Origin of the sequence: Brevibacterium sp. 1718, assembly GCF_051131255.1 — a bacterium.
GTDB lineage: Bacteria > Actinomycetota > Actinomycetes > Actinomycetales > Brevibacteriaceae > Brevibacterium > Brevibacterium sediminis.
On record NZ_CP186550.1, the window covers coordinates 931135 to 950436 of the forward strand.

Consider the following 19302-nt stretch of genomic DNA (forward strand, 5'->3'; position numbering starts at 1 on the left):
CATGCCCAAGATCGTCGACCATGACCAGCGACGACTGGACCTCGTGCAGGCGACGCTGCGCCTGATCGTCCGCCAGGGCCTCAACGGGGCGACGATGCGCGATATCGCGACCGAGGCCGGGTTCGCCAATGGGGTCGTCAAAACGTACTTCGGTTCGAAGGCGGACCTGCTCGCGGCCACCTACCTCTACGTCTTCGAGGCCACGAACGCCCGGGTCGCGACCTCGACGATGGGCCTGCGCGGGCTCGACGCTCTGCGCGCTTTCGCGCACGAGGTGCTCCCGGTGACCCCGGCGCTGCATGACGAAGCCCGCGTCGTCCTGTCCTATCTCGCCGAGGTGGCCCAGAACCCCGAACACGCCCGCGCGACCGCTGAGACCATGGAGCTGTGGAGGGCGTGGATCGTCTCCTGGCTCGGCGAGGCCGACGCCGACGGTCGTCTGCGTGCCGAGGTCGATATCGAATCCGAGACCGAAGTGCTCCTGACGTATCTGCTCGGGGCGCAGACCTCGGCGATCATCGGCGGGCGCGGATTCGACTTCGCCGGCTTTCGGGCCCAGCTCGACTACGTCATCGCCCGACTCGACCGGTCGAACTGAACCGGTAGGCCGGGCCGAACCTTGGGCGGAGGGAGCCTTGTCGGAGCGGGGTGACCAAATGGTCGGTAATCGTGCTCGGGGTCGTGACTGGCGCGACGGTTGGGGATAGAGTGACCAGACAACGGGCCTTCGGCGAAGCGGTCGGGGCCGAGTGAACTGAGGACGACGATGTTGCTTGAAGACACCGCGAACGACTTCGATGGCTGGCAGAGCCTGGTCTCGGACTCGTTCGTCCCGCTCGATACGGAACCCCAGCGCCGAGGCGGATTCCAAGGTCGCATCAGCGCGCGCGACTACGACTCCGTGGTGATGTCGCAGATCAACGCCAATCCCCATGCCGTCCTGCGCACCCCCGAGCTGATCGCCCGCGCCCGATCGGAGGCGCACGGCTGCGCGGTCGGAACGAACTACTTCAAGGTCTCTCTGCAGCTCGACGGGCACGGACTGCTCATCCAGGACGGGCGAGAGATGACTCTGGCGCCCGGATCGCTGGCCATCTACGACACGTCCCGACCGTATACGCTCAGCTTCGATTCGGACTTCTCGTCCTACGTCATGATGTTCCCGCAGTCACGGGTCAACCTTCCCGCCGGAACCGTCGGCCAACTCACCGCCACCCCGATCGGAGCCGACCACCAACTCGGCGCGGTCGTCGCCCAGGTCATCTCCCAGGCCGGGGCCATGCTGCCGACCCTCAGCCGGACGACCGGTGTGCGGCTGGCCGGCAACGTCGTCGATCTGCTCACCACCGTGATGGCCGACGAGCTCTCTGCCGCGGGCGGCGAGATCGACGAACGGCAGCGACTGTGGGCCGAGATTACCGACTACATCGATGTCCACCTCTCCGACCCGCAGCTCAGCCCATCGACCATCGCCGCCGCCCATTTCATCTCGGTGCGCACCCTGCACCAGATCTTCGAAGGCACCGGGGAGACCGTTGCCGGAGAGATCCGACGACGCCGCATCGAGAAATGTCGAGTCGACCTCGCCGACCCCGGGCAGCGCCAGACCCCGGTGGCCGCCATCGGCGCCCGTTGGGGACTGAGCGATCCCGCACACTTCTCCCGGCTGTTCCGCAGTGCAGTCGGACAGCCGCCCGCCGGATACCGCCGCAGCATCCACGCCGACTGAACCAGTCTTCGCACCGGTTGAACCGAAGCGCCCCGACGCGGATGCGCGAATCGTCAAGAACTCTGCCTGCAAAGCCAAGACGCGATCGGCAGGCGGCCCCCACACTGGCAGTAATCACTTTGACTGTTAGGTGGATCACATGAGCACTCTCAGCTCGGACCCGGCCAAAGGCGGCCTGGGTTCCCCGATCGGCAATGCCGCCGATCGGGCCTCCACGGACGTTGGACAGGCACCCGCGGCCACGGCCTCACTCGATGCCCGCCGCATCGGAATCCCCGCGCTCGTCTTCATGATCATCGCCGCCTCGGCGCCGTTGACCGTCGTCGCGGGCGGAGTCCCCAGCAATTTCGCCGTCACCGGTCTGGTGGGGATTCCGCTGTCATTCGTCGTCCTCGGGATCATTCTCATCCTCTTCGCCATCGGCTATGCGGCGATGAGCCGCCACGTCCACAACGCCGGGGCCTTCTTCGCCTACATCTCGAAAGGTCTGGGCAAGCCCGCCGGGATGGGGGCGGCGATGACCGCGCTCGTCGCCTATAACGCCATGCAGATCGGCATCGCCGGAATGTTCGGCTTCGTCTTCTCCTCGTTCCTCGACACCCTCTTCGGCATCTCCTGGTCCTGGTGGGTCTGCGCCCTCATCGCCTGGGTCATCGTCGGCATCATGGGAGTGCTGCGCGTCGACTTCTCCGCGAAGGTGCTCGGCATCATCGTCGGCGCGGAGTTCCTCGTCGTCATCGTCTTCGACATCATCGGACTCGCGCACAGCCCCGAGGGCATCACCGGCGACGGGCTCGCTTTCGATCAGCTCTTCGCCCCTGGAGTCGGCGCGGCCCTGGCATTCTCGATCGCGGCTTTCATGGGCTTCGAATCCGGGGCCATCTATAACGAGGAGGTCAAAGATCCTCGTCGCACGGCAGGCCGGGCCACCGTCATCGCCGTGAGCATCATCGCGGTGTTCTACGCGTTTTCAGCTTGGGCGATGGTCGTCGGCGAAGGGGTCTCGAAGGTCATCGGCCGGTCCCAGGAATTCGGGCCCGACCTCATGTTCGTCTTCCTCGGCGAACACGCCCCGGTGTGGTTCGTCGACCTCGGCAACCTGCTGTTCCTCACCTCGCTGCTGGCCGCGCTCGTGGCTTTCCACAACATCGTCGCCCGTTACGTCTTCGCGCTCGGTCGAGACCGGGTTCTGCCGTCGTCGCTGGCCAGGACCTCGCGGCGCACCGGTGCTCCCGTGGCCGGCTCCCTCACCCAGTCGGGACTGGCGCTTGTCATCATCCTCGTCTTCGCCGTGGTCGGCTCCGGCAGCGATGACCCGCTGTTCCCTGTCGTCACGCTCTTCACCTGGCTGACGAACATGGGGGCCTTCGGACTCGTCCTGCTCATGGCGCTGACTGCGCTCGCCGTCGTCGGATTCCTGCGCACGAAGTCGGGGGAGTATTCGCTGTGGACCCGCGCGATCGCCCCGGGCCTGTCAGCCATCGGACTCCTCGTCCTCTTCGTCGCCATCGTCATCAACTTCAACGTTCTCATCGGCGCAGAGGGCACCACGGTCCTGTCCTGGCTGCTGCCGGCCATCGTTCTCGTCCCCGGGCTCATCGGCACGATCTGGGCCATCGTCCTCCGCTCGTCGTCACCGAATCTCTATGCAGGAATCGGTTCGGGTGGTTCCCTGGGATGACGTAGGCGTCCCGACCGCCTGAAACAGCCGTACACACCGCCAGAAAATGACCACACCAACCGCCGCCGACCTACCCGGTCGCCGATCAAAGGAGCACCATGACCGCCGAGGCAACCGCCACCGAAATGACCACCACCGCTGGAATTCTCGCCGCCATCGTCGACCCCTCCGGACGCGAGATCCACGACCCCGCCACCGGTGAGGTCGTCGGCCGCACCCACGAAGGCACACCGGCAGAGATCGACGCTGCGGTGACAGCAGCGCGCCGGGCTCAGCCTGCTTGGGCAGCGCGCAGCTCCCAGGAGCGCAACGACCTGCTCAACCGAGCCGCCGACGCCATCGAAGCCTCCGCCGAGGCGCTGGCTGAGCTGCTCTCACGCGAACAGGGCAAACCCCTCAACGGACCCAACGCCCGCTTCGAAGTCGGTGCCTGCGCGGCCTGGCTGCGTGCGAACGCGTCCTTCGAACTCGAACCCGAGGTCCTCGTCGACGACGGCGAAACGCATGCTGAACTCCATTACAAGCCCGTCGGCGTCGTCGGTGCGGTCGGTCCCTGGAATTGGCCGATGATGATCTCCGTCTGGCAGTTCGCGCCGTCTCTGAAGATGGGAAACACCGTCGTCCTCAAACCCTCGGAGTACACGCCGCTGTCCGTGCAGGCGCTTGTGGCTGTGGTCAACCAGGTGCTGCCGGCCGATGTGCTCTCCGTCGTTCCCGGTGATGGTTCTGTGGGCGCTGCATTGACCAGCCACGAGGATGTCGACAAGATCATGTTCACCGGGTCGACGAAGACCGGACAGGCGATCATGCGCACCGCCGCGGACAACATCGCCCGCATCACCCTCGAGCTCGGCGGCAACGACGCAGGCATCATCCTCGAAGACGCCGATCCGGCCCAGATCGCGGGAGACCTGTTTTGGGGCGCGTTCATCAATACCGGACAGACGTGTGCTGCGATGAAGCGGCTCTATGTCCCCGAATCGCTCTACGATCAGGTCTGCCAGGCCCTCGTCGAGGTGGCCGGACAGTCCCCGATGGGTGTGGGGCTGGAAGAGGAGAACGTGCTGGGGCCGTTGCAGAACAAGCAGCAGTACGACATCGTCGCTCGGCTCGTCGACGCAGCCAAGGACGGGGGAGCGCGCGTGCTCATGGGCGGCGATCCCGTCGCCGAGCAGCCCGGCTACTTCTACCCGACGACCCTCGTCGCCGACATCGACAACGACAACCCGCTGGTGGCCGAGGAGCAGTTCGGGCCGGTCCTGCCGATCATCAAGTACACCGACCTCGACCAGGCCGTCGAATGGGCCAACGAGCTCGAAGTCGGCCTCGGATCCTCGGTGTGGGGCACAGACCTCGACGCCTGCCGACAGGTCGCGGCCCGTCTCGAGGCGGGAACCACGTGGATCAACAAACACGGCGCGGTCGACCCCCGCGTGCCGTTCGGTGGGGTCAAGAAGTCCGGCTTCGGTCTCGAATTCGGTCTCGAGGGCCTCAAGCACGTGAGCATCCCCCAAGTCATCTCCTGGTAATTACTACCTGACGGCGGCCCAGCAACCTCGCGCGAGGTTGCTGGGCCGCCGTCAGGTAGCACGGAGGGTTTCTCCAGCCCTGGAAACTTAGCCGATCACTGCCCCGCGGAGGACGAGCGGCTCGAAGACCGGGGCCGCCTCGGCGAGGTGGCAAGGGTCGATTCCGACGATTCGGCGTCCCGAGTGTTCGAACGCGGCATGTCGGCGATTGAGGTCGAGTCTGATCTGCGGCCGGATCCAGGATTCGGCCGACCAGCGGTTGCGGTTCCAATCGAAGGCACTCGAATGGCCGTGTATCTGATTGAACGGCAGCTCGGCCTCGAGGCGCGGCCAGGACGGGTAGACCTCTGTCCCGGCGGCCGCCCATGCCGGGCCGGCATTGTCGTCGTCGATGCCGAGCAGCATCGTCCCGGGGTGCCAGAGTGCCCCGCCGTCGGCGGCCTCCTTCAGCGCCTCCACCGTCGCCCCGGCATCGTCGGGGGCTTCGAGCCCATGGCGCCAGAATCCTGCGGTCAGGCCAGCGTGAGTGATCAGCCACTCCTCACCTGAGTTGTCGGTGACTGCCGCTGCCGCCCGGAGGCGACCATGCGCCCACCAATCCCGCAGCTGCGTCTGAGCGGTCTCGTCGATGCTCTCACTCCATCCGAAAACCGGTCGATCGACGTAGAGCTGCTCGTGATTGCCCACGATCTGAGTCCACACGCCACGGTCCAGAAGATCGGCGACGAGGCCGACGACCTCAGCGGATGCCGGACCACGATGGACCAGGTCGCCGACCTGGACGACGTGAAGGTCATCCGGCCAGTCGATATCGGTGCCGAACCGCACTCCGAGCTCCCCGAGAAGGTGGACGAGCGGCGCGAAGTGTCCGCCGACGTCTCCGATCACGGCGATTCGGGTTGGGTCAGCCATGTCCACAGTCTCTCACCGTTTCCGCCAAGACCTCGCACTCCCGGGCACCCGACGGGGTCCCAGCAACCTCGCGCCAGGTTGCTGGGCCGCCGTCAGGTAGTAATAGGGGAGGGGAAGAGCTCGCGTACGATGTCGAGCACCCTCGCCAGCGCCTCGGACGGGTTGTTCCGGCGCCAGCCGAGGGCGAGAGTGAACGAATCCCCGCCCTCGGCGAGGCGGACATAGCGCACTCCGTCGATGCGGATGTGATCCGAGGACTCGACGACGACGGCCATGCCGACCTGCGCGCCGACGAGCGCCAGAAGACTGTAGGGATCCGGTGCCTCCTGGACGACCTGCGGCAGGAAACCGGCGTCATCGGCCAGCCGCATCATCACCTCTCTGACCTGAGATCCGTGCGACGGGGCATAGGAGATGAACGGCTGACCGGCGAGCTCACCCATGCTCACCGACTCACGCTCCGCCAGCTCATGCCCCGAGGGCATAGCGATCATCACGCTCTCCTGCCGGATGTCGTGGACCTCGACACCGGCCGGCACCGGCGGGCTGATGATCGCGAGATCCGTCTCCCCGTCGCGCAGCGCGATCGCGGCCTCCCCGCAGTACATCTGCGGCTGCAGGTCGAGGCTGATGCCAGGGTGCCGTTCGCCGACCTCGCGGGCCAGTCTGGAGAGGATGGAGTAGCCGCTCGTGCCGCCGAATCCGATGCGCACCCGGCCCGCCAGGCCCTGTTGAGCGGCCCGGGCCATGCGCCGGGCACCGTCGACCTGAGTCCCGATTGCCGCAGCGGGTTCGAGCAGCGCCTCACCCGCCGGCGTCAGTCGGACCCGCCGCGTCGTCCGCTCGAACAGATCGACGTCGAGGTCTCGTTCGAGCGCGCGGATCATCTGGCTGAGCGCGGGCTGCGCGATGTGCAGACGTTCCGCAGCTCGCCCGAAATGCAGCTCCTCGGCGACGGCGAGAAACGCAGTGACCTGCCTGAACTCCATGTCATGTCCCCACTGCGCCGATTGATAAGAATATACGCTTAATCACCATGATATTACCTCTTGGACTCTGAGTAATTCCGATGGCACTGTTGAAGACGAACTCAATGCCCAAGGAGACGCCCATGACTGCCGAAACCACAGACACCACCACCGCCGACCCCTCCGACCTGCTCGACCTCGCCGGACTCCTCACCGACGACGAGCTGGCGCTGCGCGAAAAGGTCCGCAGCTTCGTCGACGAGCGGATCCGCCCGAACATCGCCGAATGGTACGAAGGCGCGATCTTTCCGACCGAGATCGTGCGTGAGATGGGCGAGCTCGGCCTCCTCGGCATGCATCTGCAGGGGTACGGCTGCCCGGGGCGTTCCGCCGTCGAATACGGTCTCGCCGCCCTCGAACTCGAAGCCGGCGACTCCGGACTGCGCACCTTCGTCTCCGTCCAGGGATCGCTGGCGATGTCGGCCATCCACAAGTTCGGCTCCGAGGCGCAGAAGAACCGCTACCTTCCCGGAATGGCCAAAGGTGAGATCATCGGCTGCTTCGGACTGACCGAACCCACCGCCGGGTCCGACCCGGCGTCCATGGCCACCACCGCCACCCAGGGCGCCGACGGATCCTGGACGCTCAACGGTGCCAAACGTTGGATCGGTCTGGCCTCGATCGCCGATATCGCCGTCATCTGGGCCGCCACCGACGACGGCATCCGCGGCTTCCTCGTGCCCACCGACACCCCCGGATTCACCGCCACCCCGATCACGCAGAAGCTGTCGATGCGGGCCTCCATCCAGTGCGATATCAACCTTGCGGACGTGAAATTGCCCGCCGAGGCGGTCCTGCCCGAGGTCACGGGACTGAAGGGGCCGTTCTCCTGCCTCAATGAGGCCCGGTACGGAATCATGTGGGGCGCCATGGGGGCCGCCCGCGACTCCTTCGAAGTCGCCCTCGACTACGCACAGAACCGCCTCCAGTTCGACAAGCCGCTCACCGCCTACCAGATCACTCAGGAGAAGCTGGTGAACATGGCACTCGAGATCCAGAAGGGCACGCTCCTGGCCATCCAGACAGGACGACTCAAAGACACCGGGACCCTCGACCCCGTGCAGATCTCCGTCGGCAAGCTGAACAACTGCCGCGAAGCCATCGCCATCTGCCGGGAGGCCCGGACGATGCTCGGCGGCAACGGCATCACCCTCGAATACTCACCGCTGCGGCACGCGAACAACCTCGAATCCGTGCGCACCTACGAAGGCACCGACGAGGTCCACACCCTCATCCTCGGCCGCCACATCACCGGCCAGCAGGCCTTCCGCTGAGCTGATCGGTTCCGCAGTCGGCCGGTACCCCAGGTCAGCTGCTGACCTGCGCCCCGCCGACCCACACCTCGGCGGGGGTGCGCAGACCTTCCAGATCAGCCAGCGGATCGGTCCCGAGGACCAGCAGATCCGCACGGTCGCCTTCGACGATCCGCCCCCGGTCACTCAGCCCGAGCGCATCGGCTGCGCCCGAGGTGGCCGACCGGATCGCCTCGGCGGCAGTCATCCCGGCGTCGATCAGGTAGCCGAGCTCACCGTGCAGCGACGCCCCGTGGGGCACGGGCGCGAACGGCGTCTCGTTCGCATCGGTGCCCGCAATGATCCGCACTCCCGCAGCGTGCAGGGCGCGCACATTCGACAGGGCGAGAGCGAACGCGGAATCGGCATGCTCGCGGAGGCGGGCGTCGGCAATCGCACGCATCATCACCAAGGTGGGGGAGACGATGGTGCCCGTCTCGACGATCCGAGAGATCGTCGCCTCGCTCAGCCGTGCCCCGAAAGGGACATGGGTGAGCACATCGACACCAGCCTCGAGGCCGCGATCGAACGCCCCCGGAGTGACCGCATGGGCGACGGTGAGCAGCCCCCGGCCGCGGGCTCCGTCGACGAGCGCCCGCAGCGTCGGAATATCGAGCGCGGGCACCTCGGTGGCGTCCGGATCCTCGATGATGATCTTGATGAGATCGGCTCCGCCGGCCTCCCGCCAGTCGAGGAACCGCTCGGCATCGTCGGGCCCGGTGACACCGGATCCGACGGGGAATCCCATCAGCTCGATCTGTGAGCTCCCCGGTGCCGAGGCGGCCGATCCGGCGCTGACGATCCCCGGGATTCCGCGGTCGGACCGGAAATCGTCGACAAGCGAGTCCGGATGCGTCCCGAGATCGACGAGCGTCGTCAGCCCCGTGCGAAGAGCACCGACGAGCGGCTCCCGTGATTTCAGGTGCACATGGGTGTCGATGAGCCCGGGCAGGACGAAGCCGTTCGACTCCGCAGACGGGGCCTCGGCAGGACTGATCGTCGTGATCGTATCGGCGAAGTCGATGTCGACGGCATCGCCGATGGCCGCGGTGTCGACATCGATGATGTGCACATTGCGCAGAGTCGTCATGAATCCACCTTAGTCACCGCAGGCATCTGCAATCCTCACAGTTCCGGGAAGCCGACCCCGGTCAGCTCTTCGGACACCGCCCACAGTCGGCGGGCCACCTCGGTGTCGGTGGACTTCGCCGAACGGGATGCGAACCCCGGCTTTCCGCGGATCTCGAACAGGCCGGTCGGGCCGATGTAACTGCCACCGGGCAGATCGGCGACGGCGGCGCAGAGGATCGGCCGTGCCCCGTTCTGCTCGCTCTGAGCGACCACCCGGGTGAACGCACGGCTGACTCGCGCGTCCAAAGAGTTGTCGTCGCTGGAGCCGAAGAGATTCGTCGCCGCCATCCCCGGATGGGCGGCCGTCGCGATCACCGAGGATGACCGTTCGGACAGCCGGCGCTGGAGTTCATCGGTGAAGAGCAGGTTCGCCAGCTTCGACTGACCATAGGCGGCCATCGGCCGATACGATCGGCCGGTCCACTGGAGATCGTCGAAGTCGATCGTGCCGAACCGGTGGGCGATGGAGGCGACGGTGACGATGCGCTCGCGCACCTGCGGGAGCAGCAGATTCGTCAGGGCGAAATGGCCGAGGTGATTCGTCCCGAACTGCGATTCGAATCCGTCGACGGTCCGGTACAGGGGCGGGATCATGATCCCCGCATTGTTGATGAGGAGATCGACCGGATCGGTGAAGTCCGCAGCGAAGTCGCGCACCGAGGACAGATCGGCGAGGTCGAGGTCGCGCACCTCCGTGCTCCCGGACATCGTCTTCGCGGCGGCTTCACCCTTCGCGCGGTTGCGGACGGCCAAGATGACATGGGCACCGCGGCCCGCGAGAACCCGGGCAGTCACCCGGCCGAGTCCGCTGTTCGCGCCGGTGATGAGGGCCGTGCGCCCTGTGAGATCGGGAATGCCGAAGTCCATCGGAGAAGTCATGAAGCCATCCTAGATTTCCGCCCTGGCAGTCAGCTGTCCACCCGAGCCGCCACCGCACCACCGAATTTGTTAGGGTAGCCTTCGTGCCGAAGACCCCTGAAACCGGTGCGCAGATGCTGCGCCGAGCCGCCCGTCGGCGCATCCGTCCCCTGTTCGGTGGAGCAGGGGCCTTGTCGATCTGGCAGGTCTGCGAAGCGCTCGTGCCGGTGGCGATCGGCATCATCGTCGACCGGGCGATCATCCCGCTGTCGATCCCAGCCCTCATCATCTCCATCATGGGCCTCGGCCTCCTCTTCACAGTGCTCAGCCTCGGCTACCGTTTCGGTGCACGTCTGTGCAACTCCGCCCGCGAGCACGAAGCCCACGCCCTGCGTGTCGAGATCACACACGCGGCGCTGACCGCCCCGAGCCTTCCAGCCGACCGCACCTCGGGCGAGGTTCTGTCGATCGCGTCTGCGGATGCCGACACCGCGGCCACCGCATTTCAACAGGCCGGACGCGGCATCGCCTCGGTGCTGGGCATGATCACCGCCGCGGTCTTCCTCCTCATCGCCGACCCCGTGACCGGACTCGTTGTCCTCATCGCCGTACCCGTCGGCCTGATCATCGTCGCCCTGCCCGGCCGGTCCGTCTCCGCGCGCGCGACCGCGCAGCTCGAAGCCGTCGCCTCCGCGGGACGCTCGGCGTCTGACCTCATGCACGGACTGCGCGTGATCAAAGCGATGGGAGGAGAGCCGTGGGCGGTCCGTCGCTACCGCGCCACCTCCGATGCGGCCGCCGACGCCGGCGTCGCCACAGGTGAGAAAACCGGACGCCTGGCCGGGCTCGGGGCACTCGTCATGTCCGCGGTGCTGGCGATCGTCCTCATCGTCGCGGGCCTGCGCCTCATCGACGGCCAGATGAGCGTCGGCGCGCTCATCGGCATCCTTGGCATGACCGCCTTCCTCACCGAGCCCATGCGCGCACTCGCCGACATCGTCGGCCTCTTCGCCCAATCCCACGGCGCCGCCGAACGGATCGCCCGCCTGCTGACCAGCATCGATGCTGAATCAGGCACCGGCGATGCGACAGACACCAGCGCCGAGGCGGCCCCCACCACCCGTGATGCCGCCGATATCCGCCCGAGAGTGACCACCACCGAATCCGGAATCACCATCACCGGATGGCCGACGACCGCCGAGTCCCGGGCACTCACCACCGCCGGGGGAGCGCTGACCTGCATCGTCTCCGACGACGCCGAGGATGCAGCCATGCTGCTGGCTGAGCTGACCTCCCACGCCAGGAGCCTCGGCCCCGCCCGGATGCTCGTCGCACCCCACGACGTCGATCTGTTCGAAGGCACCATCGGATCGAACATCACGATGGTCGTCGCCGACGACAGTACAGACACCGACGACCGCACTGACGCTGCCGGTCACCCACCGATCTCGGCCGAGGTGCTCGCCGCCTCGGGAGTCGACGAGCTGCTCGACCTCGTCGATGGGGGACTCGGCTACCGGATCCAGGAACTCGGCGGGAACCTCTCCGGCGGCCAGCGGCAGCGCGTCGCCCTGGCTCGAGCCCTGAACGCCGACCCGCAGATCCTCGTCCTCGCCGAACCCACCACCGCCGTCGACGCGGTCACCGAAGCGAAGATCGCCCACGGGCTCAGCCGACTGCGCCGCAGGAGAGGAGACCAGGCCACGATCATTCTCACATCATCCCCGGCCTTCCTCGCCGCCGCCGACACCGTCGTCTATCGCCCCACGTCGGGCCCGCTGCTCATCGGCCGCCATGCCGATCTCCTCGAGACGGACACCGACAGTGCCGAGGCCTACAGAGACGCGGTGACCCGATGACGCCGCAGACCACCCTGACGATCGCCTCGCGGCGTCGCTCCTTCGCCCACCTGGCCCCGCTGCTGCGGCGCCGCGCCGGCTGGATCGTCCTCCTCGTCATCGCGGGACTGGCCAATGCCGGGGCAGGCCTCGTCGGGCCGTGGGCGATCGGCCGTCTCGTCGACGAACTCCCCGCCGGAGCAGACCCCGAACTCGTGTGGGTCTGCGCCATCGCCGTCGCGATCGCCGGCATCGTCATGGCCGCCGGCACATGGATCGGCGCCTGGGCGCTCGCCCGCATCGCGATGCCCGTCGTCGCCGAACTGCGTACCGAAGTCGTCGACTCAGCCCTGACACTCGAGTCCCAGCGGATCGAACGCACCGGCACCGGCGACCTCGTCTCCCGCGTCGCCGACGACTCCCGCAAGATCGGCGAGGCCGCCGGCCAAGTGCTGCCGCTCGTCGTCGAATCCCTCCTCGTCGTCGTGGTCTCTGCCTTCGGTCTGGCCGCCATCGATTGGCGTCTTGGCCTCACCGGGCTCGTCGCCTTGCCGATGTACTGGCTCACTCTGCGCTGGTATCTGCCCAGATCAGAACCCATCTACAAAGAAGAACGCGCCGCTTTCGGCAGGCGTGCCGGGCGCCTGCTCGGCGGACTCACAGGCAGCGCGACCCTGCGCGCCTATCGTGCCGAGGCCGGGGAGATGCGACGCATCGACTCCGCCTCTGCGCATGCCCGCGACCTGTCGATCGACGTCTTCCGGTTCGTCACCCGCGCCTTCGGCCGCAACAACCGCGCCGAGGCGGTCGTGCTCTCCCTGCTCCTGGTCGCCGGCTTCGTCCTCGTCTGGTTCGGGGAGTCCACCGCCGGCGCCGTGACCACGGCGGCCCTGGTCTTCCACCGCCTCTTCAACCCCATCGGCGCCCTCGTCGGACTCTTCGATCAGATCCAATCGGCCGGTGCCTCCCTGACCCGGATGGTCGGAGTCATCGACGAAGCCGGAACCGCGCCGAAGCGACCGACCCGGGCCGCACCTGCCGCCCCGTGCCTCGTGCTCGAGGACCTGTGGTTCTCCTACGACACCGACCCGGATACGGACAATCACGTGCTGCGTGGGGTGAACCTGAGCATCGCGCCGGGTGAGCACATCGCCGTCGTCGGCACCACCGGTGCCGGGAAGACGACGCTGGCGAAGATCGCCGCGGGACTGTCCGCACCCGGTCACGGACGGGCACGGCTGACGGATGGCGGGGCCGCCTCGGCGAACGGGGTGGACGTGGGATCGATGGACGAATCCGCGCTGCGCCGGCATATCGCCATGGTCGCGCAGGAGGTGCACACCTTCTCCGGCAGCCTGCGCGACAACATCACCCTGCCGCGTCCGGACGCAAGCGACGACGATGTGCGCAATGCCGTGGACATGGTCGGCGCCGGGTGGGCGGCATCCCTGCCGAACGGCCTCGACACGCAGATCGGGGAGGGTGGGGTCCGCCTGTCCGCGGTGCAAGAGCAGACGATCGCGCTCGCCCGCCTCGTCCTCGCCGACCCGGACTTCGCGATCCTCGACGAAGCCACCGCCGAGGCGGGATCGGCCGGAGCCCATGTCCTCGAATCCTCCGCCGCGGCGGCCCTTTCCGGCCGTGGTGCGCTCATCGTCGCCCACCGGCTCAGCCAAGCGGAGAAAGCCGACCGGGTCCTCGTCATGGAGCACGGGCAGGTCATCGAGGAAGGCACCCACGCCGAACTCGTCGGTGCGGGCGGCCGCTACGCCGAGCTGTGGGAGGCATGGTCGGGCTGAGACCGTCGGACAGGGGGCATCAGCTCAGGCCGAGCACCGTCGTGGCGATCGTGAAGTAGAGGATGAGGCCCGTGGCGTCGCAGAACGTGGAGATGAACGGGTTGGAGAACACTGCCGGATCCGCCCCGACCTTCTTCGCGATGATCGGCATCAGCCCTCCCACCGTCGCGGCCATGATGCACACCGACAGCAGCGTGAGTCCGATGACCAGGCCGATCGCCCAACCGTAGACGAGTCCGGCGACGACGAAGCCCAATGTGCCGAGCACGGAACCGAGTACCGCGCCCACGCGCAGCTCTCTCCAGATGACTCGGCCGAGATCGCGGACGCGCACCTCACCGACGGCCAGGGCTCTGGTGACGGTGGTGGCCGCCTGGTTGCCGGTGTTTCCGCCGGTGCCGGTGAGCAGCGGAATGAAAAGCGCGAGGACGACGACCTGATCGAGCCGGTCCTCATAGACTTCGAGGACCTGGACGGTGAGGATCGCCGATACGGCGAGGACGAGCAGCCAGACGATGCGGCTCTTGACCAGACGCATGATCGTCGAGGACAGGTAGGAGCGATCCAGCGGTTCCGTACCGGACCCGCGGGCGAGGTCCTCCGCGTCCTCCTCGTCAACGATATCGAGGACGTCGTCCATGGTGAGGATGCCGACAAGCCGCTCCTCCTGATCGGTCACCGGCATCGCGATGAGTCGGTGGGAGAGGAACTCACGCGAGGCTTCCTCACGGTCCGTCAGCGCATGAGTGCTCAGCGAATCACGAACGATGTCCTCGATGATCGTGTCCTCATCGGCCGCAAGCAGATTGCGCAGCGACACCACTCCCCGCAGCACCCGGCCGGGACCGACGACGGGCAGCAGGTAGACGGTCTCGGGTCCGTCGATGCGGGCGCGCACGACCTCCATGGCCTGGGCCGCCGTCCAATCCTCGTGGATGCCGAGGACCTCCGGAGACATGTACCGTCCGATCGCGGACTTCGGGTATCCGAGCACCGCGGACGTCATCTCCCGCTCGTCCGGGGTCAGCCCCTTCATCAGGCGGCTGGCCACGCCGGCGGGCAGCTCGCCGAACAGCTCGGCACGGTCATCGGGGTCGAGGCCCTCGACGATATCGGCGACCTCGGGTTCGCGGAGATTGCCGATGAGCTCGGCCTGGTACGCCGGAGGGAGGTCCTCGAAGACGTCGAGAGCCTCCTCCTTCGTCAGCACGCGGAAGAGCATCGCAGACTGCAGCGGGGTCGAGGTGTGGACGAGGCGTCCGATCTCGGCACGCGGGACTTGTTGGGCCAGACCAGCGATCTCATCGAGCGTACCGGGATCGATTCTGCCGGTGAGTGCGGATTCGAGTCGGTCGGCCGCCTCGGTGCCCTCTGTCGTATCGGCCACGCATGCCCCCTCACCTCGGACGGAAACTTCCGCCCTCAACCTTAGGCCATCTACGAGGCGGCGCCGGGCTCGCCTCGACAGCGCGCAGCCGCGACATTTCGGGCACCACCGAAACAACACAGCCCTACGATGGTGGCATGACGAGGAGATTCCCGGAGTCCGCACCGAACATCGCCGCCCTGGCGTCGGCCATCGCCGACCCGAGGCGCGTGATGATCTGTGCCATCCTCCTCGACGGCCGTGCCTGGACGCTCACTGAGCTCTCCCGCGCTCTGTCGATTCCGATGTCGTCGATGTCCGAACACGCCGACGTCCTCATCGACCACGGCGTCCTCGTCGAGCGACGAGAAGGCCGACACCGCTATGTTCAGATCGCCTCGACCGACGTGGCCGACTGGCTGGAGCACACCGGAGCTCTGGCCGGCGGAGCGATGACCTCAGCACCGACGCTGGCTGCGAAGACCCGTGACCGTCAGCTCATCGAAGCCCGCACCTGCTACCGGCACATCGCAGGCCGGTTCGGCACTCAGCTCTTCTCCGCACTGATGCAGCGAGAATGGATCGATCCGTCTCTCACCATCACCGAATCCGGGAGGGCCGGGCTCGCAGAGGCATTCGGGCTCGAAGTCGGTCAACCGACCGCCTCGTCGCGCCCCCTTGTGCGCCGGTGCCTCGATTGGACGGAACGTCGTTCCCACCTCGGCGGTCGCCTCGGCGACGACATCTGCAGCACGTTCTTCGACCGCGGGTGGATCCTGCGCCGCCCGCACTCGCGAGCTCTGACGATCACCGCGGACGGGCGCGACCGCCTCGACTGGGTGTTCAGCGCACAGAGAGATCATCTCTGACCCCCAACGAACAATCCGACAGCGAACAAAGGAAACCGACGATGACCTCACCCACCGACACCACGCGAGCCTTCCGCGAACTGCACGTTCCCGGCGACCCATTCATCCTGCCCTGCGCCTGGGACGTGGCCAGTGCCCAGTTCTTCGCCGAGGCGGGGCACCGGGCCGTGGGCACGACGAGTCTGGGCGTCGCGGCCGCCATCGGCGCCGCCGATGAGGACCGTGAGACGCTGACCGCCACCGCGGACCTCGTCGCCGCTCTGCGTCGGGCGCTGCCGGAACAGCCGCTGACCTGCGACTTCGAAGACGGGTACGGTGACAGTCCCGAATCCGTCTTCGCGAGCGTGCGCGAGGCTTTCGCTGCCGACCCCGCCGACCCCGCCGGCCGACTCATCATCGACGGCATCAACATCCAGGACTCGCGGCACGCACTGATGAGCGAACCCGTGGTCTTGGCCGCGAAGATGGCGGCCGTCAAGGAAGCGTGTCCGGATCTGTTCGTCAACGCACGGATCGACACATTCTGGCTCGGCCAGGACAGCCTCGGCGAGGTTCTCGAACGCATCGACGCCTATGCGGACGCGGGAGCCGATGGCATCTTCGTCCCCGGCGACCTCGACCTGTCGACGATCGAGACGATCACCGCCCGCAGTCGGGTTCCGGTGAACGTGCTGGCCAGTCCGCGATACTCGCGGACGACGCTCGCCGAGGCGGGGGTGGCCCGGATCAGCACCGGGTCCCTGCTCTACCGTGCGGCGATGTCGGAAGCGCTGCGCTCCCTCGCCGTCCTTGCCGACGACTCCCCGGCGGAGACTGAGAACGTGCTCTCGTACCGGGCTTTCACCGAACTGGGCTGAGTCAGCGTCAGCGCCCGTCCTGCCGGACGGTGAGCACGGGCACGGGGGAGCGGAGGATGAGCCGCTGCGCGACCGACCCGAGGATCATCTTGCCCACGCGCGATCGGGCACGGACACCGAGGACGAGGCGATCGACCTCCGCGTGATCGCTCAGTTCGTCGATGACGGCGGTGACCGGGTCGCGATCGCCGCGGCCGGACCGATTGATGACGGTGACCTCGAGCCCGGAGGGAATCTCATCCTCGGTGAAGTCATGGAGGGTGAGGTTGATGAGCAGCAGCCCGGTGCCGAGGTTCTGCGCCTCGGCGACGGCCGATTGGAGGGCAAGCCGACCCTCGGGACTGTCGGTGACGGCGACGGCGACTGACATGGAGGCTCCTTATCTGCGTCCGTACTCGGCTTTGAATTCGCGTTCGAACTCCGCGAGGTCCTTGTCCTTCGTCTCCGGCAGCATCAGTGCCAGGAAGACGAAGGCGATCACGGCGAGGCCGGCGAACATGCCGAAGGTCGCCGTCATGCCCAAAGCCTCGATGAGCGGCGGGAAGAACTGGGCGACGATGGCGTTCATGATCCACAGCACGAACACGCAGATGCCCATTGCGAAGCTGCGGATCTTCATCGGGAAGATCTCCGAGAGCATCAGCCAGGTCAGCGGGCCGACCGTTCCCTGCATGGAGAAGACGAAGAGGACGAGGAACGCGAGCACCGTCCACGCCTGTGCCGGTCCGGGAGGAACGATGACCGCGGTCAGGGCGATGAGCGTGTGGAAGACCGCGATGAGGGCGTAGCCGGTGAGGAACATGACCCGGCGCGGCAGCTTATTCAGCAGATACATGCCCAAGGAGATGCCGGCCAGGGAGAACACGCCGTTGGCGATGTTGCCGATGATGGCGACACCGGAATCCAGGCCCGCGCTCGTGAGCAGCTGAGTTCCGTAGTACATGACCGAGTTGATTCCGGTCAGCTGCTGGAAGAAGCCGAGTCCGGCACCGATGATCACCAGTCGCAGCACCCACCGGGTGCCGAGGTCGGAGAGCCCGCCCGTGGCCTCCTTCGCATCCTCGGCTGCGAGGTGGGTGACCTCGTCGATCTCGGCCTCGGCACGTTCGGGGGAGCGGACCTGCTTGAGCACGGCCAGAGCTTCCTCGGTGCGTCCCTGCGAGATCAGCCAGCGCGGGCTCTCGGGTTGGAAGATCATGCCCACGAGGAGGGCGATCGCTGGCACCAGGGCAACGAGCAGCATCCACCGCCAGATCGAGTCGACATGCCCGAAGAAGTTGAAGATCACGGCGTTGATGACGAACGCCGCAAGCTGACCGCCGACGATCATGAGCTCATTGCGGGTGACGTAGCTGCCGCGCTTCTCCGACGGGGCGATCTCACCGAGATAGACGGGCACCGTCGCCGAGGCACCGCCGACTGCGAGTCCGAGGACGAAGCGGGCGCCGATGAGGAACTCCGCCCCGGGCGCGAGCACGCAGCCGAGGGTGCCGATGATGAAGACTCCGGCCAGGAGCAGGATCGTCTTGCGACGGCCCCAGGCATCGGCGACTCGACCGCCGAAGACCGCACCGAAGGCGGCGCCGACCATGAGAGAGGCGACGACGAGGCCTTCGCTCAGCGCGGTCAGGCCGAAGTCCTCGCTTAGGGGTTCGAGGGCTCCGTTGACGACTCCGGTGTCATAGCCGAAGAGCAGCCCGCCGAAGGTGGCGACCGTGGCGATGATGCCGAGGCGGTGGACGGGGCGACCCGTGCCGACGTGGGGGAGTTCGAAGTTCGTGCTGGCGGTGGACGTCGATCGGCGACGCGGGGATCCGGGTGGCATGGGCGGCTCCTTTCCCCTTCAGTCCTAACACATGGGAGCCTGCCGCAAGCGGAGGGGGTGGAGCTCAGTCCTCCTGATACGAGTCGTCGATGACTTCGGGCATCCCGTCGATGACCGAGACCTCTTCGGTTCCGTCGTCGGCCAGGGCATCGACATCGAGGTCGTCGCCATCCAGCTCGGCGACTTCGAATTCGTCATCATCGTCGGAGACCATCTCGTCGCCGACACGATTGCCCTGTTCCGCGGCAGGTGACTGATCGGTGTTGAACTCGTCGGAGAGACCGGGAGCCTCGTTCTCGTCGTCCCAGCCGGCGTCGTCGATGAGAGCATCGTCGGCCCCTTCGATGCCCGTGCCTTCCGGCCCTTCGGCACCGGGCTCGACGGTCGGCTCGGCGGGCTCATCGTCGATGCCGGAGTCGACGTCGACCTGGTCGGCCTCTGCTTCGGCGGCGGTGAGTTCGGGATCATCCAACTCTTCGGCCGTCGGATCGTCGAGTTCGGGATCGTCGAGGATGGGGTCGTCTTCCAGCCGGTCGGCCGCATCCGAATCGAACTCGCTCATGATCTCTCCTTCGCTCGCAATCAGGT

Annotated in this window: 17 protein-coding genes; 9 read left to right on the forward strand and 8 right to left on the reverse strand. The window is 66.9% G+C overall.

Translation table 11 applies throughout. The features are described 5' to 3' along the window. The first annotated feature begins 1 nt into the window (after position 1). The 4 genes from ACOZ9V_RS03965 to ACOZ9V_RS03980 all read left to right on the forward strand — a co-directional run bounded on the left by ACOZ9V_RS03965 (position 2) and on the right by ACOZ9V_RS03980 (position 4939). Positions 2 to 598 carry a TetR/AcrR family transcriptional regulator gene (locus ACOZ9V_RS03965; protein ID WP_434593845.1) on the forward strand — a complete coding sequence of 199 codons (597 nt, stop codon included), beginning with the start codon at positions 2 to 4 and terminating at the stop codon, positions 596 to 598. 168 nt (positions 599 to 766) lie between these two features. After that, positions 767 to 1729 (forward strand): helix-turn-helix domain-containing protein, encoded by a 963-nt coding sequence (locus ACOZ9V_RS03970; protein ID WP_434593848.1) that lies wholly within the window; start codon positions 767 to 769, stop codon positions 1727 to 1729. Between the two features lie 289 nt (positions 1730 to 2018). Then, positions 2019 to 3410, forward strand: coding sequence for an APC family permease (locus ACOZ9V_RS03975; protein WP_434595340.1), 1392 nt, complete (start codon positions 2019 to 2021; stop codon positions 3408 to 3410). Positions 3411 to 3535: 125 nt separating this feature from the next. Further along, positions 3536 to 4939, forward strand: coding sequence for an aldehyde dehydrogenase family protein (locus ACOZ9V_RS03980; RefSeq protein ID WP_434595343.1), 1404 nt, complete (start codon positions 3536 to 3538; stop codon positions 4937 to 4939). Between the two features lie 87 nt (positions 4940 to 5026). Here ACOZ9V_RS03980 and ACOZ9V_RS03985 read toward each other — a convergent pair whose 3' ends face one another. Beyond that, the gene (locus tag ACOZ9V_RS03985) at positions 5027 to 5851 is read right to left on the reverse strand and encodes a metallophosphoesterase (protein WP_434593851.1); all 825 of its coding nucleotides are present in this window, start codon (positions 5849 to 5851) and stop codon (positions 5027 to 5029) included. A gap of 92 nt (positions 5852 to 5943) precedes the next feature. Continuing rightward, on the reverse strand, positions 5944 to 6840 hold the full coding sequence (locus ACOZ9V_RS03990) for a LysR family transcriptional regulator (protein ID WP_434593854.1): 897 nt from the start codon (positions 6838 to 6840) through the stop codon (positions 5944 to 5946). 122 nt (positions 6841 to 6962) lie between these two features. On the opposite strand from ACOZ9V_RS03990, the gene ACOZ9V_RS03995 reads away from it, so the two are divergent. After that, complete coding sequence (locus ACOZ9V_RS03995) at positions 6963 to 8153, forward strand: acyl-CoA dehydrogenase family protein (protein WP_434593857.1); 1191 nt, start codon at positions 6963 to 6965, stop codon at positions 8151 to 8153. A gap of 34 nt (positions 8154 to 8187) precedes the next feature. Here ACOZ9V_RS03995 and ACOZ9V_RS04000 read toward each other — a convergent pair whose 3' ends face one another. Continuing rightward, the gene (locus ACOZ9V_RS04000; protein ID WP_434593860.1) at positions 8188 to 9261 is read right to left on the reverse strand and encodes an amidohydrolase family protein; all 1074 of its coding nucleotides are present in this window, start codon (positions 9259 to 9261) and stop codon (positions 8188 to 8190) included. Between the two features lie 35 nt (positions 9262 to 9296). Continuing rightward, positions 9297 to 10181, reverse strand: coding sequence for an oxidoreductase (locus ACOZ9V_RS04005; RefSeq protein ID WP_434593863.1), 885 nt, complete (start codon positions 10179 to 10181; stop codon positions 9297 to 9299). 83 nt (positions 10182 to 10264) lie between these two features. Between ACOZ9V_RS04005 and ACOZ9V_RS04010 the strand changes: the two genes are divergently transcribed. Further along, entirely contained in the window at positions 10265 to 12019 is a 1755-nt protein-coding gene (locus ACOZ9V_RS04010) for an ABC transporter transmembrane domain-containing protein (RefSeq protein WP_434593866.1), read from the forward strand. After that, positions 12016 to 13797, forward strand: coding sequence for an ABC transporter ATP-binding protein (locus ACOZ9V_RS04015; RefSeq protein ID WP_434593869.1), 1782 nt, complete (start codon positions 12016 to 12018; stop codon positions 13795 to 13797). Before ACOZ9V_RS04010 ends, ACOZ9V_RS04015 begins: the two co-directional genes overlap by 4 nt. 19 nt (positions 13798 to 13816) lie before the next feature. Here ACOZ9V_RS04015 and mgtE read toward each other — a convergent pair whose 3' ends face one another. Then, complete coding sequence (gene mgtE, locus ACOZ9V_RS04020) at positions 13817 to 15184, reverse strand: magnesium transporter (protein WP_139907040.1); 1368 nt, start codon at positions 15182 to 15184, stop codon at positions 13817 to 13819. Between the two features lie 137 nt (positions 15185 to 15321). On the opposite strand from mgtE, the gene ACOZ9V_RS04025 reads away from it, so the two are divergent. Then, positions 15322 to 16032 (forward strand): ArsR/SmtB family transcription factor, encoded by a 711-nt coding sequence (locus ACOZ9V_RS04025; RefSeq protein ID WP_259356932.1) that lies wholly within the window; start codon positions 15322 to 15324, stop codon positions 16030 to 16032. Between the two features lie 41 nt (positions 16033 to 16073). Then, positions 16074 to 16889: an isocitrate lyase/PEP mutase family protein gene (locus ACOZ9V_RS04030; RefSeq protein ID WP_180345641.1), complete on the forward strand. Its 816-nt coding sequence runs from the start codon at positions 16074 to 16076 to the stop codon at positions 16887 to 16889. A gap of 7 nt (positions 16890 to 16896) precedes the next feature. Here the strand turns inward: ACOZ9V_RS04030 and ACOZ9V_RS04035 are convergent, their stop codons facing one another. From ACOZ9V_RS04035 to ACOZ9V_RS04045, 3 genes are all read right to left on the reverse strand, one after another. After that, complete coding sequence (locus ACOZ9V_RS04035) at positions 16897 to 17259, reverse strand: universal stress protein (RefSeq protein WP_139469183.1); 363 nt, start codon at positions 17257 to 17259, stop codon at positions 16897 to 16899. A 9-nt stretch (positions 17260 to 17268) separates the two neighbouring features. Further along, a complete protein-coding gene (locus ACOZ9V_RS04040; protein WP_139469184.1) occupies positions 17269 to 18714 on the reverse strand; it encodes a sugar porter family MFS transporter in 1446 nt (481 codons plus the stop codon). A gap of 64 nt (positions 18715 to 18778) precedes the next feature. Then, positions 18779 to 19276 carry a hypothetical protein gene (locus ACOZ9V_RS04045; RefSeq protein ID WP_139469186.1) on the reverse strand — a complete coding sequence of 166 codons (498 nt, stop codon included), beginning with the start codon at positions 19274 to 19276 and terminating at the stop codon, positions 18779 to 18781. Positions 19277 to 19302 lie beyond the last annotated feature (26 nt).

Coding starts and splice junctions, on each gene's coding strand:
- ACOZ9V_RS03965 (WP_434593845.1), top strand. CDS start 2: ATGCCCAAGATCGTCGACCATGACCAGCGACGACTGGACCTCGTGCAG.
- ACOZ9V_RS03970 (WP_434593848.1), top strand. CDS start 767: ATGTTGCTTGAAGACACCGCGAACGACTTCGATGGCTGGCAGAGCCTG.
- ACOZ9V_RS03975 (WP_434595340.1), top strand. CDS start 2,019: ATGATCATCGCCGCCTCGGCGCCGTTGACCGTCGTCGCGGGCGGAGTC.
- ACOZ9V_RS03980 (WP_434595343.1), top strand. CDS start 3,536: ATGACCACCACCGCTGGAATTCTCGCCGCCATCGTCGACCCCTCCGGA.
- ACOZ9V_RS03985 (WP_434593851.1), bottom strand. CDS start 5,851: ATGGCTGACCCAACCCGAATCGCCGTGATCGGAGACGTCGGCGGACAC.
- ACOZ9V_RS03990 (WP_434593854.1), bottom strand. CDS start 6,840: ATGGAGTTCAGGCAGGTCACTGCGTTTCTCGCCGTCGCCGAGGAGCTG.
- ACOZ9V_RS03995 (WP_434593857.1), top strand. CDS start 6,963: ATGACTGCCGAAACCACAGACACCACCACCGCCGACCCCTCCGACCTG.
- ACOZ9V_RS04000 (WP_434593860.1), bottom strand. CDS start 9,261: ATGACGACTCTGCGCAATGTGCACATCATCGATGTCGACACCGCGGCC.
- ACOZ9V_RS04005 (WP_434593863.1), bottom strand. CDS start 10,181: ATGACTTCTCCGATGGACTTCGGCATTCCCGATCTCACAGGGCGCACG.
- ACOZ9V_RS04015 (WP_434593869.1), top strand. CDS start 12,016: ATGACGCCGCAGACCACCCTGACGATCGCCTCGCGGCGTCGCTCCTTC.
- ACOZ9V_RS04025 (WP_259356932.1), top strand. CDS start 15,322: ATGACGAGGAGATTCCCGGAGTCCGCACCGAACATCGCCGCCCTGGCG.
- ACOZ9V_RS04030 (WP_180345641.1), top strand. CDS start 16,074: ATGACCTCACCCACCGACACCACGCGAGCCTTCCGCGAACTGCACGTT.
- ACOZ9V_RS04035 (WP_139469183.1), bottom strand. CDS start 17,259: ATGTCAGTCGCCGTCGCCGTCACCGACAGTCCCGAGGGTCGGCTTGCC.
- ACOZ9V_RS04040 (WP_139469184.1), bottom strand. CDS start 18,714: ATGCCACCCGGATCCCCGCGTCGCCGATCGACGTCCACCGCCAGCACG.
- ACOZ9V_RS04045 (WP_139469186.1), bottom strand. CDS start 19,276: ATGAGCGAGTTCGATTCGGATGCGGCCGACCGGCTGGAAGACGACCCC.